This is a genomic window from Flavobacterium sp. UM26, assembly GCF_057922445.1.
The window spans coordinates 43,334-61,349 of record NZ_JBVHCY010000012.1 but is presented as its reverse complement, the minus strand read 5'-3'; the positions used below and the strand labels follow the sequence as shown (position 1 = coordinate 61,349).

The following is an 18,016-nucleotide window of genomic DNA, read 5'->3' as shown; positions in this document are numbered from 1 at the left end:
CTTCTAACTTAAACTGTTACTTTACCAACTAAGTGCTTAACCTGTTCGAATGGTTCAGCAACAAAATGATCTCTGTTTTTTATTTTTTCTGGGAAACGAATGTGGTATTCAAATTCGTCTCTAAAATGACGAATAGCCGCAGCTACTGGCCATGAAGCAGCATCACCTAATGGACAAATAGTGTTTCCTTCGATTTTGCTCTGAATACTCAACAACAAATCAATATCTTCTTCACGTCCGTGTCCGTTTTCGATACGGTGCAATACTTTTTCTAACCAACCAGTACCTTCACGGCAAGGTGTACATTGTCCACAACTTTCATGGTGGTAGAAACGAGAAAAATTCCAAGTATTTCTAACAATACAACTAGTGTCATTATACACGATGAATCCACCAGAACCCAACATAGAACCCGTAGCAAAACCACCATCACTCAATGACTCATACGTCATCAATCGGTCTTCGCCTGCGGCAGTTTTGTAGATTAAGTTAGCTGGCAAAATTGGCACCGAACTTCCTCCTGGTACAAATGCTTTCAAAGGACGGTCTGAGCTCATTCCTCCTAAATATTCATCAGAATTCATGAATTCGTATACGCTTAATCCTAGTTCTATTTCATAAACTCCTGGGTTTTTGATATGTCCAGATGCGGAGATTAATTTGGTTCCTGTAGATCTTCCTACACCTATTTTAGCATAATCAGCTCCAGAATTATTTACAATCCAAGGCACTGCAGCAATAGTTTCTACATTGTTAACTACGGTTGGATTAGCCCAAAGACCAGAAACAGCAGGGAAAGGTGGTTTGATACGTGGATTACCACGTTTTCCTTCTAAAGATTCAATAAGAGCAGTTTCTTCTCCACAAATATAAGCTCCACCGCCACAGTGAACATGTAACTCTAAATCGTAACCTGTTCCTAATATGTTTTTTCCTAACCATCCTGCAGCTTTTGCTTCAGCAATGGCTCTTTCTAAAATCTTGAAAACCCACATGTATTCACCACGAATATAGATGTAAGAACGATTAGCGCCTAGTGCATAACTAGAAGTAATCATCCCTTCAATCAATAAATGTGGGATATATTCCATTAAGAAACGATCTTTGAAGGTTCCTGGCTCAGATTCGTCGGCATTACAAACTAAATGGCGTGGTTTTCCTGATTTTTTATCAATAAAACTCCACTTCATACCTGCTGGGAATCCCGCTCCACCACGGCCTCTAAGTCCAGAAGTTTTTACTTCTTCAACTACTTCGTCAGGTGTTAATGTTTTTAAAGCTTTCTCCACAGAAGCGTAGCCTCCATTCGCACGATAGACTTCGTAGGTTTTTATTCCTGGAATATTGATTTTGTCTAATAATATCTTTTGTGACATCTTATTTATCGTGTAATATTATTTTATTATCTCGGCAATCAGTAATGATTTGATCGATTTTTTCTTCAGTCAAATGTTCTTTGTAGAAGTCACCTAGTTGCATCATTGGCGCATAACCACAAGCTCCCAAACATTCTACACCTCTTACTTCAAACAATCCATCAGCAGTTGGTTCTCCAACTTTAACACCTAATTTATCACAAGTGTAGTCCATTAAATTTTCTACACCATTCAAGCAACAAGGGGAAGTTTGGCAAAATTCAAACATGTATTTCCCAACAGGTCTTTGGTTGAACATGGTATAAAAAGTAACCACTTCATAGACTTCGATGGGTTTGATGTGAAGAATTTCAGCTACTTTATTTTGTAGTTCAATGCTTAACCAGTTGTCATGAGCATCTTGAACCTCATGCAAAACAGGCAATAGTGCTGATTTTCTTTTGTCTTCAGGATAATGACTGATTAGTTCATTGATGCGTTCCATCAATGCTTCAGTCATGTTTATTTCTTGATTGTAATGTTTTCTTTCCATTTTTATATTGTTTGCCGCAAAGGCTCAAAGTCACAAAGTTTTTTTAAATCTTAAATCTAAAAAAGCACTGCTTTAAAATCGTTAAGCATCTAATTCTCCTGCGATAACATTTAAACTTGATAATATTACTATCGCATCTGAAAGCATAGCGCCTTTAATCATTTCTGGATAGGCTTGATAATAAATAAAACAAGGCCTACGGAAATGCAAACGATATGGTGTTCTACTACCGTCGGACACTAAATAGAATCCAACTTCTCCATTAGCTCCTTCAACTGGATGATATACTTCGCCAACAGGAACAGGAACTTCTCCCATAACAATTTTGAAATGGTAGATTAAAGATTCCATTGTGGTGTATACATCTTCTTTTGGAGGTAAGTAATACTCAGGAACATCAGCGTGGTATTCATTACCAGCTGGCATTTTAGCTAAGGCTTGTTTGATAATGCTTAAACTTTCCCAAACTTCGGCATTACGTACACAAAAACGGTCATACGTATCACCTGATTTACCTACTGGTACGATAAAGTCAAAGTCTTCGTAAGAAGAATAAGGTTGTGCCACACGAACATCATAATCTACACCTGCAGCACGTAAATTTGGACCCGTAAATCCATAAGCTAAAGCTTTTTCAGCTGAAATGGCACCTACGTTTACAGTTCTATCAATAAAGATTCTATTTCTTTCGAATAAGTTTTCAAATTCTTTCCAAGCAACTGGAAATTCTTCTAAGAAGACATCTAGTTTACGGAAAGCTTCAGGAGACCAGTCTCTTTCGAAACCGCCAATTCTTCCCATATTGGTAGTTAAACGAGCTCCACAAATTTCTTCGTAGATTTCATATATTTTTTCACGGAATTGAAATACATACAAGAAACCTGTATAGGCTCCTGTATCTACTCCTAGAATAGAGTTGCAAATTAAGTGATCGGCAATACGTGCCAATTCCATTACTATAACTCTTAAATATTGTGCTCTTTTGGGAACTTCAACACCTAATAATTTTTCTAATGTCATCCACCATCCCAAATTGTTGATAGGTGATGAGCAATAGTTCATACGGTCTGTAAGTGGAGTAATTTGATAAAACGGACGGTTCTCGGCTATTTTTTCGAATGCTCTATGGATGTATCCAATGGTAGGTTCAGCTTCTAATATTTTTTCTCCATCCATCAATAAGATGTTTTGAAAAATACCGTGAGTAGCTGGGTGAGTAGGTCCTAAATTCAGAATCGAAAGTTCACTTCCGTCTTCATTATGACGCTCTTTGATTATTTTAGCATAACGATGCTCTGGTGGTAATAATAGTTCTGACATTTATCTAATGTGAAAAATTATAAGTTCTTTTTAGCAATTCGAAGGTGTTCTTCCGAAGAATCGATCATCTTTGTCTGTTCTTCCGCTGTCTTCCATAGGGAATTCTTTACGCATAGGGAAAGAAACCATTTCGTCCATGTTCAAAATTCGTTTCAATTGAGGATGACCGATGAAGTTGATCCCGAAGAAATCATAGGTTTCACGTTCCATCCAATTGGCACAAAGAAATATGTTGGCTATTGATTTTACTTCTGGTTGTGATCCGTTCAAAAAGGTTTTAATTCGGATGCGTTTGTTTTCATACCAATTGTGCATGTGATAGACTACAGCAAATTGTCTTTCTTCTTCATTGTCTGGATAATGAACCCCGCATAGATCGGTTAAGAAGTGAAAACGTAATTGTGGATCATTTTTTAAGAAAAGAATAACAGCAGTTATTACATCAGCTGAAACTTCAAATGAAAAAATGTCTCTATCTTGATTAAATTGAAAAACAGCAGTTCCAAAAGTAGCTACTAATTTTTCTTCTATTTCGGTTGTTTCTAATGCCATCTTTTATTTGATATTATAAGAAGCTAATAATTCTTGGTATTCTGGAGAGCTTCGTCTTCTAACCGATTCGTTTTTCACAATCTCTTGTAATTTCATCACTCCTTCAACGATTTGTTCTGGTCTTGGAGGACATCCAGGAACGTAAACATCAACTGGGATTACTTTGTCAATTCCTTGAAGTACAGAATATGTATCGAATATTCCACCAGAAGAGGCACAAGCTCCAACTGCAATTACCCATCTTGGTTCTGACATTTGCTCGTATACTTGACGTAAAATTGGGCCCATTTTTTTGGAAATAGTTCCCATAACCATCAACATATCGGCTTGTCTTGGAGAAAAACTTACCCTTTCGGATCCAAAACGCGCTAAGTCGTAGTGGGAAGCCATAGTTGCCATGAACTCGATACCGCAACATGAAGTTGCAAAAGGTAGTGGCCACAACGAATTGGCTCTAGCTAGTCCTACAACATCGTTCAATTTGGTAGCGAAAAAACCTTCGCCAACAACTCCTTCTGGAGGAGCAACCATTTTTGTTTTAGAGTCTGTCATAATTGATATAGTATTCAATTTCTATTGTCTTGTATTTATTCCCATTCAAGGGCTTTTTTCTTGATGATATAGAAAAAACCAACTAGTAACAAAAGCATAAAAATAATCATTTTTATCATACCTTCGATACCTAACTCCTTGAAATTGATGGCCCAAGGGTATAAAAAGATAACCTCAACATCAAATAAAACGAAAAGGATGGCAACCAAAAAGTATTTTACTGAAAAAGGAATTCGAGCATTACCTACAGATTCGATCCCACATTCGAAGTTTTTGTCTTTGTTTGCAGAATTTCTTTTTGGACCTAATTTTCCTGAAATAAAAATAATTCCAGCTACAAATCCAACTGCAAGAAGCAATTGCATTAAGATTGGAATGAAGTTGATTTGTTCGGTTTGCATAGTAGTTTTTTTTCTTGCTTAAACGAGCCACAAAGATAGGTTGCAAGGATTTAAAACACAAGTTAAATGCCCGAATTCACTTCTAAACGTTTGTTAATCCGTCCTAATTTTTAATGATTATAAATAAAAATTATAAATATTTCTTAATTTTTGTTTAAAGCAAAAAAAAACGCCTCGATTATTATCGAGGCGCTTAACCTTTTCTGCAAAAAATACTATAATATTTTGTGCTTAAAGTACTACAACTTGAGCAGCAACTTTACCTTTTCTTCCTTCTTCTTCTTCATAGCTCACACGGTCTCCTTCGCGTAATTCTTCCGCTTTGATTCCTGATGCATGAACAAAAATGTCTTTTCCTGTTTCTTCGTCTGTAATGAATCCATAACCTTTAGATTCATTGAAAAATTTAACTGTACCTGTACGCATTGTAATAATAATAATAATTTATAATGCGACAAATGTAATCTTTAATACAATACAAAAATGATTCGTGTCATACTTTTTTTTCAAAAATATTGATATACAGACTATTCAGTGATTATTTTGAATTTAATTGAATGTGTAATTCGTTTAATTGAGAATCATCAATTGTTGATGGTGCATCGATCATTACATCACGACCCGAGTTATTTTTTGGGAAGGCAATAAAATCGCGAATAGTTTCTTGTCCACCTAAAATAGCTACTAATCGATCCAATCCAAAAGCTAAACCGCCGTGAGGTGGCGCTCCAAATTGAAAAGCATCCATTAAGAATCCGAATTGTGCTTTGGCTTCTTCTTCTGTGAAACCTAAGTATTTGAACATTAATTGCTGTGTTGCTTTATCGTGAATACGAATAGAACCTCCTCCAATTTCGTTTCCGTTCAAAACCATATCATAAGCATTGGCTCTTACTTTTCCTGGGTTGGTTTCAAGCAAATGCAAGTCTTCTGGTTTTGGTGAAGTAAATGGGTGGTGCATGGCGTGATAGCGTCCGCTTTCTTCATCAAATTCTAATAAAGGAAAATCAACTACCCATAAAGGTGCAAATTCGTCAGGTTTTCTTAAGCCTAAGCGTGTTGCCAATTCCATACGCAAAGTAGAAAGTTGTGCTCTTGTTTTGTCAGCAGGACCAGACAACACAAAAATCATATCTCCGGATTTAGCACCCGTAGTTTTTGCCCAGTTGGTTAAATCCTCTTGATCGTAAAATTTATCTACAGATGATTTATAAGTACCGTCTTCATTACATTTTACATAAACCATTCCGCTTGCACCCACTTGTGGACGTTTTACCCAGTCAATCAAAGCGTCAATTTCTTTACGTGTATAATTGCCTGCGCCCGGAACAGCAATACCTATCACTAGTTCTGCTGAATTGAAAACAGAGAATTCTTTGTGTTGTGCAAAAGCATTCAATTCTCCAAACTCCATTCCAAAACGAATGTCTGGTTTGTCGTTTCCGTAGGTTTTCATCGCATGTTCGTAAGTCATTCTTGGGAATTTGTCTACTTCGATGCCTTTTAATTCTTTTAGTAAATGACGAGTAAGCCCTTCAAAAACATTCAAAATATCTTCTTGTTCTACAAAAGCCATTTCACAATCGATTTGTGTAAACTCAGGTTGTCTGTCGGCACGTAAGTCTTCGTCACGGAAACATTTTACAATCTGAAAATATTTATCCATACCACCCACCATCAATAATTGTTTGAAGGTTTGTGGTGATTGTGGTAACGCATAAAATTGTCCTTCATTCATTCGAGAAGGAACTACGAAATCTCTAGCGCCTTCTGGAGTCGATTTTATTAAATAAGGAGTCTCAACTTCACAAAAATCTAAATCAGAAAGGTATTTGCGCACTTCCATAGCCACTTTGTGACGGAAAAGCAAACTGTTTTTTACTGGATTTCTTCGAATGTCTAAGTAGCGGTATTTCATTCGAATGTCTTCGCCACCATCTGTTTCATCTTCGATAGTAAATGGAGGAGTTAAAGCCGCATTCAAAATTGTTAATTCTGTTACTAGAATTTCAATGGCTCCAGTTGGAATATTGTTGTTTTTGGCTTCGCGTTCAATAACGGTTCCTTTCACCTGAATTACAAATTCTCTTCCTAAGGTTTTGGCTAATTCAAATACCGTTTTGTCAGTACGACTTTCGTCAAATATCAATTGTGTAATTCCGTAGCGGTCTCTTAGGTCCACCCAATTCATGAATCCTTTATCGCGAGATTTTTGTACCCATCCCGCTAACGTTACTTCTTGATTAATATGTGAGGCGTTCAATTCACCACAATTATGACTTCTATACATGTTCCAAATTTTAGACTGCAAAAGTAAACACAAAAATTAAATTAACGTCAAAAGTTTGCAACATCCTTTTCATTTTTAAAAATATGTTAATTTTTCTTTTTACATGATTTTTACTCCTATGTTTGAGGTGCATTAACACAAAAAACAACTTTATGAAAAAACTATGTATTGTGGCTCTTTTGGCTCTAGGAATACAAGGAACTCAGGCACAAAAAAAAGAAGTTTTTACACTTCAGGCCGAAATTGCTAATCGAAATAGTGATACCATTCGAATTTTGAATAGAACTAACGGGAAAGAACTTTTGAAAATTGGTGTTGATAAAAAAGGCCTTTTTAAAGGAAGTGCTGCTGTTGAAAAAGGTTTCTATATGTTGTATGATGGTAAGGAATACACACAATTGTATTTGAAAAACAATTTCAACTTGAAATTAAAAATGGATGCCAAACAATTTGATGAATCAATTGTTTACACAGGAGTGGGAGCAGTGGAGAATAATTTCTTGGCTCAAAACACTGTTTCAGAATCTAAATTTGATTACAATTCTCTTTTGGCAGCAGACGAAGCTAATTTTGCTAAACGCATTGAAGAGAAAAAAGCTGCCGATTTGGCTAGTTTAGAAGGTAAAAAATTAGATCCTGAATTTGTTGCTCTTCAAAAACAGAGTATCGAAATGAATTTAGCTTCCTTAAAACAATATCATCAGCAAATTGTTGAAAGTAATAAAATGAATGGTAGTGTTTCACCAACTTTTGAATATGACAATTATAAAGGTGGAAAAACGAAGCTAGAGGATTTTAGAGGAAAGTATGTTTATATTGATGTTTGGGCTACTTGGTGCGGACCTTGTCGTCAGGAGATTCCATTTTTGAAAAAAACTGAAGAAAAATATCATGGTAAAAATATCGTATTCTTGAGTATGTCTATTGATAAAGTAAAAGATGTTGAAAAATGGAGAACTATGGTGAAAGAAAAAGAATTGGGCGGTGTTCAGGTTTTTGCTGACAATGATTGGAATTCTAAGTTTGTACAGGATTATAAGATTACTGGAATTCCAAGGTTTATATTAGTAGACCCTAATGGAAATATTGTGAAAGCTGATGCGCCAAGACCATCTTCTGCAGAATTACCTACATTATTGGATTCTTTACTAAACTAGTTAAAAACATATGATAAGTACATATAAATCAGCTGTTTACGGCTGATTTTTTTTGTTTTTAAATTTTTCCAATGTTAAGTTTTCACTCTAGGTTACGAAATTGTTACCAAAAAGTTTTTTTAATGTAAAGTATTCTCTAATTTTGATAAGAGTAAGATATAAATCATTAAAAACTAGCGATATGAAAAGATATTTAATAGCAGTAGCATTGGTGTTCTCAGGAATGATATATGCACAAGATTCTAAACCAGTTTTAGAACCTTTTGGAAAAAAAGTAAAAGCTACCTATTTCTATGATAACGGGCAAGTGCAACAAGAAGGTTATTTTGAAAATGGAAAGTTAGAAGGATATTGGGTTTCTTATAATGAAGATGGAACCAAAAGAGCATCTGGATTTTATAAAGAAGGTGCAAAAGTTGGAAAATGGTTCTTTTGGAAAGATGTAAATTTAAGCGAAGTTGATTATTCTAATAATGCAATAGCAATGGTTAAAAATTGGAAACAAGAAGCTATTGCAGTAAAAAATTAATTCTTTTTTTTAGTTAATTAAAAAGGCCGTCTAAATCAAATTAGACGGCCTTTTTGTTAAACAAAACAAATATTCAAAAATTAAAGGGTATGCTTTGGATTAAATCCATCTTCACTTAATTCTTTGTGGTCGTAATCGGCAACCATTTCAGCTTCATAATCCATCTTTTCTCCTTTAGAGAATTTTGCAATGATTTTTTCCATAATCTCATAGATTACTGGAACAATAATTAAGGTTAGGAATAATGACGAAATCAATCCACCAATAATTACCCAAGCTAAGCCGTTTTTCCATTCAGCACCTGCACCAGAAGCCAATGCAATTGGGAACATACCAAAAACCATCGCAATAGTAGTCATCAAAATCGGACGCAAACGAGCATGATTTGCTTGAATCAATGCTGTACGTATGGTCTCTCCAGCAGCTCTTCTTTGATTGGTGTAATCTACAAGCATAATAGCATTTTTACAAACCAGACCAATAAGCATGATAATACCTAAAATGGTAAATATATTTAAAGAGTTGTTTGTTAGCGCCAATGCAAGCAATGCACCAATGAATGATAATGGAATGGCGAAAAGAACGACAAATGGGTGAACAAAACTATCATATAGACCAACCATTACAAGATACACCAGAATGATTGCTGCTAAAAGTGCTATTCCCAAAGTACCAAAACCTTCACTTTGGTTTTCTTGATCTCCACCCCAAATATAGTCTACACCTGCTGGTTTAGGTAATTTGTCTAATCTTGCCTGCCATTGATTAACGATGGTCCCTGCTGGTACACCAACATTTTGTCCTTGTACGGTAACTGATGCAGTTTTATCACGTCTTTCTAACTTACTAGGTCCTGAACCTTCAGTAATGGTAGCAAACTGAGAAAGCTTAATTTGTTGTCCAGCACTATTTACAAATATCAAATTACTAACATCGGTACTATTTTTTCTATCAAAAGCATTGTACTTGATGTTGATGTCATATTCGTATTCACCAGCTCTAAATTTACCGTCGGTATTTCCGCTGTATGCCGTTTGCATTGTCATACCCACCGTTTGAAGTGTAAGTCCAAGTGCAGCCATTTTATCGCGATCCACCTTAACGTTAATTTCTGGGTTTCCGTCTTCAACGGTTAATTTAATTTCTGTTGTTCCCGGTATTTTACGCAATTCAGCTTCAGCTAATTTGGCAAACTTCATGGCGCTTTCTACATTTGGTCCAGTAACAATCAATCCCAATTTTGCATCTTCGGCTGTACCTAAAATACCAACAGGAACGGTTTTTACTTTTGAACCAACTAATACTTTTTCTAGCTTTCTTTTAATTTTGGCAGCATATACTGTAGCATCATCTGTTCGATCTTTTTGGTCGATCATTTTTACGTTAATTTCAGCTTTGTATGCCGTCGATTGCGCAGCACCCATACCTTCACTCGTTTGTCCTACAGTGGTAATTTGGCTAAAAACATAAGGCTCTTTCTTCAAATAAGCTTCTGCTTTTTGAGTCATAAAATTAGTTTGTTCCAAAGAAGCATCTTTTGGCATTTCAATTTGAACCAAGAACTCACCACTATCCGAAGAGGCAAAGAATTCACCACCTATGAAACCAAGGGGTAGCAAGGCAATTGACGAAAAGAACAAAACGAGTACAATTCCAATAGTTTTTATGTAATGATCTAAACACCATTCTAAAATTTCTGTTACCCAGTTTGTAAAACGAGTTAGCATATTTTCAAAACCAAGAATGATTCTCCCAAATGCATTTTTTCCTTCAATGTGTTCAAGTTTTCCAAAACGAGATGATAACCAAGGAATAATGGTAAACGATGCTAACAGTGAAAGTAATGTTGAAATTACAACTGTCATACAAAATTGTGTAATGATATTAGATACCAAACCTGTACTCATAGCGATTGGTAAAAACACAACCACAATTACTAAAGTAATGGAAGTTACAGTGCCACCAATTTCGGCTGTACCATCAAAGGCTGCACGGACTTTATTCTTGCCCATTTCCATGTGCCTGTAAATGTTCTCGAGGACCACAATAGCATCATCCACAAGGATTCCGACTACTAATGACAATCCTAACAAACTCATTAAGTTTAAGGTATAGCCTAAAAGGAAAATTCCAATAAATGTGGCAATCAAAGACGCTGGAATCGAAACCATTACAATCAAAGAGTTTCGGACACTATGCAAGAAAAACAACATTACTAAAGCCACTAATATTACGGCTATTAATAAATCGTGAACAACAGAGTCTGCAGCTTCAAGGGTAAATACAGTACTATCTTTTGCTACTTCTAATTGTAGCTCATTACCTGCATAGTCTTTTTCTAATTTGGCAATAGTTTTAATTAAAAGCTCACTAACAGCAACAGCGTTGGCATCGGATTGTTTTACTATTTGAAGTACAATTGCACTTTTTTGATTTACACGAGCAATTTTCTCGGCTATTTTTTGTGTGTCTTGAACATCTGCAACATCATTCAAACGAATTTGAATACCGTTTTGAGAAGCAACTACAAGGTTTCTAAGTTCTTCGACATTTTTGAATTTACCCGCTAAACGGATTAGAATTTTTTGCTCTCTAGTTTGTATGTTTCCTGTAGGGAAGTCTAGGTTTGAGCTCAAGATTGCTTGTTGAATTTGAGGAACAGAGAGTCCGTAGCCTTGAATTTTAGTCGCATCAAGATTAACTTGTATTTCACGTTCTTGTCCTCCAATGATGTTTACTTGTGCTACACCTTGAACACGAGATAATATTGGAGCAATTTTTTTATCGATTAAGTCGTAAAAGGCGGCCTCATCCATTTTTCCATTAGCACCAATCGTCATAATTGGTAAGTCACTAAGTGAGAATTTGGTCAATGATGGTGGGTCTGCGTCGTCTGGTAAATCACTCAAAATTGCATTGATTTTTCGTTGCGCATCATTCATAGAGATGTCTACATCCGCATTTGATGTAAGCGTAATGGATACGATAGAAAGACTCTCGTAAGATTTAGAGTCAATTTTTTTAATATTCTCTAAAGAAGCGATAGCATCCTCTATTTTCTTAGTTACCGTATTTTCGATTTCGCTAGGAGAAGCTCCTGGATAAACTGTTGAAACGGTGATTACGTTGGTTTCAAATTTTGGGATTAATTCATAGCCCAATTGGCTGTAACTGAAGATTCCACCTAACAATAGGATTGTAAACAATACAATCACTAATGAGGGACGTTTTATTGATATTTCTGCTAATTTCATAGTTGTCTAGGTGCTCGTTACAATCAATTATTTTATTATTTCTACTGTATTTCCGTCTTGCAAGTTGATTTGCCCAGTAACGATTACGGTTTCACCAGTTGTTAATCCGTTTAAGATTTCAACTTTGTCACCCAATATGCGTCCAGCAGTTACATTTTTCAGTTTTGCAAAACCGTTTTCAACAACAAATACTTGGTTACTGCTAACACTTCCTACGAATGCAGCTCTAGGCACAATAGTCATCGTTTGTTTTTGCTGAGCTGATTTGAAAATTGCCGTTCCGTACATACCAGCCTTGATATCATTTGTAGCATTATTTGCAATTTCGATTTCAACAGGGAAGTTCAAATTGCTATCTGCTTTTGCAGCAATAAAAGTGATACGACCACTAAATTCTTTGTCTGGATAAACACTTGTTTTTACGCTGATAGTGTTTCCTACTTTTAAACTTGCTACTTGAGCTTCGCTAACCGTAACTTTAAGTTTTAGTTTGCTAACATTTACGATATCGAACAAAGCAGTTGCTGGCATTGCAGATAAAATGGATCCTGGTTCAATGTATTTTTTATTGATAATCCCATTTATGGGTGCTTTTATACGAGTGTCTCCAACATTGATTTTTGCTTGTTTGTAATTGGCCTCAGCATTGGTTAATCCAAGTTTGGCTTGGTCTAATTGTTGTTTAGTTACTCCGCCAGTTTTGAATGCATTTTCAAAACGGTTATAGTCTGATTTGGCATTGATGTAAGCGGCCTCAGCAGCTTGTGCGTTTACATTAATTGCATCACCACGCATTATTGCTAAGGTTTGTCCAACACTTACACGGTCCCCTTCTTTGGCAAGTACACTAATTACTTTTCCTGAGCGTTCAGCTGAAAAAGTCAATTCTTGTGTAGGCTCAAAGTTACCATTAGCCACAAAGTCTAGAGATACTTCCTCTATTTTTACAGGAGCTACTTTTACTGAAACACTTGCGTTTTTTTCTGCAACTATTGCAATTTTAGCTTCATTTTCTTTTTTATTTTTTGATAGAATAAAACCAATTAAGGCTAGCGCTCCTACGATTATTATGATGGTAATACTATTCTTTTTCATGATTTAGTTATTTAATAGTGATTTTAGTTCTCCTTTTGATTTTATAAGTTTTATTTCTGCTAGAATGTAATCTAGTATTGCTGATGTGTAATTGTTTTGAGCTTCTGTTGCTGCATTTTCTGCATCTAATAAATCTGTTAATGAAGCCAATCCTTGTAAATAATTGTTGTTTGTATTTTTTAGGATTTCTTCTGCAAGGCGCATGTTTTCTTTTTGATTGGTTATGGTGATTGTGCTATTTTCAATTTGAGTATTAGCATTTTTATAATCCAAGTCCATAGCCAATTGAGTGTCTTTGATGCTTTCTTGAATAGTTCTTAGTTCAACATCAGCCTGGTTAACTTTTGCTTTAGTTCCAAAACCCGTAAAAATGGGAATTCTTAAATTTAATGTTACTGAGGAGAAATCAGACCAAAATACGCCATCAGCAGGTTTTTTAAACCATGGCATTTCTGGACCTTGACCGATATAATTGTAATTTGCAGCTAATGAAAGCGTTGGGTAATATCCAGCTAATGCTGCTTTCTTTTGATAATTAAGTAATTCTTCTTGTTTTTTTAGTAATATAATTTCGGTTCTGTTATCCGGATTTGGTGCAGCACTTAGGTCAACGGGTCTTATTTTGAAATCATTGTTTGGGAATTCTAACTTTGTAGAAATAGGCATTCCAATGAAAAACTTAAGAGTGTTCTCTTGTAACTCGATTAAATTCTCAATTTGTTGTTTTTGTGTAGTTACATTGGTAATTCTCACATTCATTCTATCCAAGTCGATTTTTTTAGCCAAACCATTATCAAATTGTCCTTTTACAATATCACGCGCTTTTTCGGTTGTTTTGAAAGTGTTCTCTAAAAGTGTAAGCTTTTGGCGTAGAACATAAATTTGGTAATAGTTGTTGGCTACAGCTTCAATAACTTGTTCTTCTGTTAGTTGCTCGTTAATTTGATAAAATTCTCTTGTAGATTTTGCTGCTTTCAAACCTGTAAACACAGATTGATCAAACAATGCTTGAGTTAATGAAAGTGTTCCCACAGAATTCCATTTTTGACCAAAAACCGCTTGTATTGTTGTTCCTGGTTGACCAAAAGAACCTCCATCAATTACGTTTGTTTGTAAAATAGGATTGTAAGTTAAACTCCCATTTGCCGATATTTGAGGCAAGGCTCTTGAGCGGACTTCTTGAATTTGGTATTCGCTGTTTTCGACTTTTAATTTTGCTTTTTTAGCATCAGCTTTATTTTCTAAAGCATAAACCAATGCGTCTTTTAAAGTAAGTTTCTTTACTTCTTGTGCTTGTAGATTGAGCACAAGCAAAAAGACTGTGAGTATTGAAAGTGGGTATTTCATAGTTTAAAATTTGTTTGATACGTAATTGATTAATGATTATATGATGGAGTGATTTTCTAGTTGTTTTTCTAGTTCAATAATTCCAGCTAAAGTCGCCATGGCTCTAATGTGATATTCGAGCGCTTCTAATTCTAGTTGCTGTGCTTCTTTTTCAGAAATTGTATTTCCGTTGATTTCAAAGACAAGGGTGTAATAGAATTTGACATACGTTTCTACAGGTATGTCTGATCGATACAATCCTTCTCTAATTCCTTTTTCAATATTTTGTTTAAAAACGGTATTGCATTCATTGACTTCTCTATCAACGAGTTTGTTGTAGATTTCCGGATAATGTTTTTTTAATTGATACATCGGAGAAGTGTCACCTGCATTGAACATTTCTTTGAACATTTTTCGGATTTCAAAATTTTCACGAATGGCGTTGTAGTTTTGTTGAACAATGGCATCAATGCTTTGATGTACTTCTTTGTGCATGACCTCGGTACTTTCTTCGATTAATACCTCTTTGTTGCAGAAATATTTATAAATTGTTTTTTTTGAAATACACATTTCACCGGCTATATCATCCATAGTTATACTTTTGAAACCTAGTTTCAAAAACAGTTCACTTGCTTTAGCCATTATTTTTTCTTTCATATGTATTATACCTTTTTATTCTAATGTTGTTGGGATAGTTTGAGAAAAACGTATGTTAAGATTGTTGTTTAAAACAGTGATTGCTAATTTTTTGACATTTCAATTTCTAAGTTGGCTACCAATTTAATGTCTTGGCCTATAGAAATTCCGCTCTGTTTATGATTGGTGTTATACCACAAATCAAAGTCACTTCGTTTTATTTTGGCAGTAATCTCAAGTGAACCTTTTTGTTGACCATCATAATTATGTATTCCAATGAATTCGGTATCTAATTCTACTGTTTTGGTAACATTTTTTATGGTCAAATCACCTTTGATGAAATTGATGTTTTTGTTTACTTTTTGAAAAGAAGTCGATTTGAAGCGAATTACAGGATGAGTTTCTACGTTAAAAAAGTTGCTTAATTTGGTATAAGAGTCCATTTGCTCCATTTTATTGTAGTTCTTTTTCACATCCAATGAAAATTCAACTGCGGCATCTTCTATAGTATCTTGATCCATGACTACATAACCGCTGAAGGAGTTTGTGTTGCCTCCCAAATAGGCTATAACCGAATGTCTTGCTTCTATCAAAACGTCGGATTGATTAGAATTGATGGTCCATTTTGGATTCATGAGAGGTGGTTTAATTTGGTTTTGGAAACGTTGTTGTTTTGGTATTTATGCAAATAAGTAAACATTTTGACGAGACAAATATAGAAAGGAAACTTTAGATACCAAAAAAGTTTCCTTTGTATTTAGAGTTTCCGTCGTTTTTAACAATCTAAAACGTTTTCGGTAATGAAAATTTAACAATTGTTACACATCAAATTAATGATTGAGAGCATTTTTTCTGGTGATATTATGCTCATGAATTGTATCTTTGGAGCTTTGCTAATCGAATTTATACAGTCATGCAGTCAGTTTCAGCGTATCAGTCTTTTTTTGTTACTTACTTAGAGAATCAAGTGATTCAAAAAGAACCTAAAAATCTTTATGAGCCTATTCAATATATATTGTCTTTGGGAGGAAAGCGAATGCGTCCCGTACTCACGTTGATGAGTGCCGAAATTTTTGATGCCAATTATCAAAAAGCTTTACCAGCAGCAATGGCAGTCGAGGTTTTTCATAATTTTTCTCTAGTTCATGATGATATTATGGATGCCGCTCCTTTGCGAAGAGGAAATGTTACGGTTCACGAAAAATGGGATACTAATACTGGAATTTTATCTGGTGATGCAATGCTGATTTTAGCCTATCAATATTTTGAAAAATACGAGCCCAAAACGTTCCGTAAATTGGCCAAATTATTTAGCAAAACGGCGCTCGAAGTTTGTGAAGGACAGCAATGGGACGTTGATTTCGAAACAAGAACCGATGTTACGATACCTGAATATTTAAAAATGATTGAATTCAAAACTGCCGTTTTAGTTGCTGCTGCCATGAAAATGGGTGCTATTATTGCTAAGACGTCTAAATCGAACGCTAAGTTGATTTATGATTTTGGATTGAATTTAGGTATTGCATTTCAGCTTCAAGACGATTATTTAGATGCTTTTGGTAATCCTGCTACTTTTGGCAAACAAGTAGGCGGAGATATTATTGAGAACAAAAAAACCTTTTTGTTTTTAAAAGCAATGGAATTTTCTAATGCCAATCAAAAATCTCGTTTGATGCATTTGTTTTCAGAACATCTCGAGGATTCGGCGGCCAAAATCGAGGAAGTAAAGCAGATTTTTAACGAAAGCGGTGCTTCATTGGCTACCCAAGAAGCTATAAAAGAGTACACGTATCAAGCCTTTGATACTTTGGATAAAATGAATATTGATGGTGATAAAAAGGCATTATTGAGAGATTTTGGAGAAAATTTGATGGGAAGAAAAGTGTAGTGTAAGAAACTTCAAATCCCTTATTTTTAATGGATCTGAAGCAAGAATACAATCGTAATTTTATCTTTATATGTATGTAGCGCCTTTAAATACAGATCATTTACTTTCTGAAGCAGAAAAGGAAAACTTGTATGTAAAATTGGTAGCTCAAATCAATAAAGATTTTAATCTTGCCAACGAAAGGATTGATTTTCCAATGAATATATTGCCTGACGATCTCAAAATACAACTACAAGAAAAAATATATCGACTCATTCAATATAAGTTTGCCGAATATTTAAACTTGCTCTATATTATTGATGTGCCTGAGAATGAGATAAAACTGCTTGACGGTGCCGATATTGTAGCATTAGCAGGACAGGTTTCTTTTTTGATTCTTAAAAGAGAATGGCAAAAGGTATGGTTTAGAAATTTTTTTCGTTGAGGTTTAAGTATAAGTTTACTTCAGAAACTACTTTTTTAGTTCCAATTTTGTTTTAAATCAGAAACTTAGTGTCTGAGTTGTTCTATGTATTAGAAATAAACCCTCACAAAAGGCATAAAGGCTTCGCTATAAATACTCTTGTTATCATCGTGCAATACGTCATAGCGAACACCAAAAGTCACATTGTTGGTTCTGTAACCCGCACCAAGATACAAGGCCGTATTCCAAAAATTATCCGAAGCTACGTTGCCAATAATTGTTCTATAGTCAGTATTGAATCGCAATTGCTCTAGTTCTGCAGATAGCTGTATTTCAGGAATGGGATTTACTAATCCAATCAAACTGCCACCATAGGTATAGGTTTCATAACTGTTTTTGACTTTAATATATCCAAATTGTAAACTTGCTCCTAGGGCTACATATTGATTTAAATTATAAATAGCACTTGGAGAAATAGAAATATCTGTAAATCCTGAACCAAAATTTAATCCCACTCCTCCTCCAAATTGAATGTTTTTGCTAAAAGTATTCGAATTGGACTGTTGCGCATACATCGATTTCGTAAAACTAAATAGGGCAAAAACCAAAATGGCTTTGAAAGCCGTAAAAAAATCATATTTTTTCATGATATTAGGTTTAATTTAACAAAAACTGAGGTAAAAGTAAGCAAAAAAATGAATTAGT

Annotated in this window: 18 protein-coding genes; 4 read left to right on the top strand and 14 right to left on the bottom strand. The window is 34.9% G+C overall.

Annotated elements, in window-relative coordinates; all coding sequences use genetic code 11:
• Positions 1–8: 8 nt before the first annotated feature.
• The 8 genes from nuoF to aspS form a co-directional block, all read right to left on the bottom strand.
• Positions 9–1,376, bottom strand: a complete 1,368-nt coding sequence (gene nuoF / locus ACZ1AQ_RS13680) for an NADH-quinone oxidoreductase subunit NuoF (RefSeq protein ID WP_489633429.1) — start codon at positions 1,374–1,376, stop codon at positions 9–11.
• A gap of 1 nt (position 1,377) precedes the next feature.
• Positions 1,378–1,908 (bottom strand): complex I 24 kDa subunit family protein, encoded by a 531-nt coding sequence (locus ACZ1AQ_RS13675; RefSeq protein ID WP_298298597.1) that lies wholly within the window; start codon positions 1,906–1,908, stop codon positions 1,378–1,380.
• A gap of 81 nt (positions 1,909–1,989) precedes the next feature.
• Positions 1,990–3,228, bottom strand: a complete 1,239-nt coding sequence (locus ACZ1AQ_RS13670; RefSeq protein WP_489633428.1) for an NADH-quinone oxidoreductase subunit D — start codon at positions 3,226–3,228, stop codon at positions 1,990–1,992.
• Between the two features lie 30 nt (positions 3,229–3,258).
• Positions 3,259–3,780, bottom strand: coding sequence for an NADH-quinone oxidoreductase subunit C (locus ACZ1AQ_RS13665; RefSeq protein WP_489633427.1), 522 nt, complete (start codon positions 3,778–3,780; stop codon positions 3,259–3,261).
• 3 nt (positions 3,781–3,783) lie between these two features.
• The gene (locus tag ACZ1AQ_RS13660; RefSeq protein WP_489633426.1) at positions 3,784–4,332 is read right to left on the bottom strand and encodes an NADH-quinone oxidoreductase subunit B; all 549 of its coding nucleotides are present in this window, start codon (positions 4,330–4,332) and stop codon (positions 3,784–3,786) included.
• A gap of 35 nt (positions 4,333–4,367) precedes the next feature.
• Positions 4,368–4,733: an NADH-quinone oxidoreductase subunit A gene (locus ACZ1AQ_RS13655; protein ID WP_342691649.1), complete on the bottom strand. Its 366-nt coding sequence runs from the start codon at positions 4,731–4,733 to the stop codon at positions 4,368–4,370.
• 231 nt (positions 4,734–4,964) lie between these two features.
• Positions 4,965–5,159: a cold-shock protein gene (locus ACZ1AQ_RS13650; protein ID WP_024979890.1), complete on the bottom strand. Its 195-nt coding sequence runs from the start codon at positions 5,157–5,159 to the stop codon at positions 4,965–4,967.
• Positions 5,160–5,271: 112 nt separating this feature from the next.
• A complete protein-coding gene (gene aspS / locus ACZ1AQ_RS13645) occupies positions 5,272–7,023 on the bottom strand; it encodes an aspartate--tRNA ligase (protein WP_489633425.1) in 1,752 nt (583 codons plus the stop codon).
• A gap of 152 nt (positions 7,024–7,175) precedes the next feature.
• On the opposite strand from aspS, the gene ACZ1AQ_RS13640 reads away from it, so the two are divergent.
• Both ACZ1AQ_RS13640 and ACZ1AQ_RS13635 read left to right on the top strand, forming a co-directional pair.
• Complete coding sequence (locus ACZ1AQ_RS13640) at positions 7,176–8,180, top strand: TlpA family protein disulfide reductase (RefSeq protein ID WP_489633424.1); 1,005 nt, start codon at positions 7,176–7,178, stop codon at positions 8,178–8,180.
• Between the two features lie 181 nt (positions 8,181–8,361).
• Positions 8,362–8,709 (top strand): toxin-antitoxin system YwqK family antitoxin, encoded by a 348-nt coding sequence (locus tag ACZ1AQ_RS13635; RefSeq protein ID WP_489633423.1) that lies wholly within the window; start codon positions 8,362–8,364, stop codon positions 8,707–8,709.
• Between the two features lie 80 nt (positions 8,710–8,789).
• Here ACZ1AQ_RS13635 and ACZ1AQ_RS13630 read toward each other — a convergent pair whose 3' ends face one another.
• The 5 genes from ACZ1AQ_RS13630 to ACZ1AQ_RS13610 all read right to left on the bottom strand — a co-directional run bounded on the left by ACZ1AQ_RS13630 (position 8,790) and on the right by ACZ1AQ_RS13610 (position 15,655).
• Positions 8,790–11,963: an efflux RND transporter permease subunit gene (locus ACZ1AQ_RS13630; RefSeq protein WP_489633422.1), complete on the bottom strand. Its 3,174-nt coding sequence runs from the start codon at positions 11,961–11,963 to the stop codon at positions 8,790–8,792.
• A 27-nt stretch (positions 11,964–11,990) separates the two neighbouring features.
• Complete coding sequence (locus ACZ1AQ_RS13625; protein WP_489633421.1) at positions 11,991–13,058, bottom strand: efflux RND transporter periplasmic adaptor subunit; 1,068 nt, start codon at positions 13,056–13,058, stop codon at positions 11,991–11,993.
• A 3-nt stretch (positions 13,059–13,061) separates the two neighbouring features.
• Positions 13,062–14,405: a TolC family protein gene (locus ACZ1AQ_RS13620; protein WP_489633420.1), complete on the bottom strand. Its 1,344-nt coding sequence runs from the start codon at positions 14,403–14,405 to the stop codon at positions 13,062–13,064.
• Positions 14,406–14,441: 36 nt separating this feature from the next.
• A complete protein-coding gene (locus ACZ1AQ_RS13615; RefSeq protein ID WP_489633419.1) occupies positions 14,442–15,041 on the bottom strand; it encodes a TetR/AcrR family transcriptional regulator in 600 nt (199 codons plus the stop codon).
• Between the two features lie 83 nt (positions 15,042–15,124).
• The gene (locus ACZ1AQ_RS13610) at positions 15,125–15,655 is read right to left on the bottom strand and encodes a YceI family protein (protein WP_489633418.1); all 531 of its coding nucleotides are present in this window, start codon (positions 15,653–15,655) and stop codon (positions 15,125–15,127) included.
• A 278-nt stretch (positions 15,656–15,933) separates the two neighbouring features.
• On the opposite strand from ACZ1AQ_RS13610, the gene ACZ1AQ_RS13605 reads away from it, so the two are divergent.
• Complete coding sequence (locus tag ACZ1AQ_RS13605) at positions 15,934–16,908, top strand: polyprenyl synthetase family protein (RefSeq protein WP_489633417.1); 975 nt, start codon at positions 15,934–15,936, stop codon at positions 16,906–16,908.
• Between the two features lie 70 nt (positions 16,909–16,978).
• On the top strand, positions 16,979–17,332 hold the full coding sequence (locus tag ACZ1AQ_RS13600) for a hypothetical protein (RefSeq protein ID WP_489633416.1): 354 nt from the start codon (positions 16,979–16,981) through the stop codon (positions 17,330–17,332).
• A gap of 89 nt (positions 17,333–17,421) precedes the next feature.
• Here ACZ1AQ_RS13600 and ACZ1AQ_RS13595 read toward each other — a convergent pair whose 3' ends face one another.
• A complete protein-coding gene (locus ACZ1AQ_RS13595) occupies positions 17,422–17,958 on the bottom strand; it encodes a hypothetical protein (protein WP_489633415.1) in 537 nt (178 codons plus the stop codon).
• Positions 17,959–18,016 lie beyond the last annotated feature (58 nt).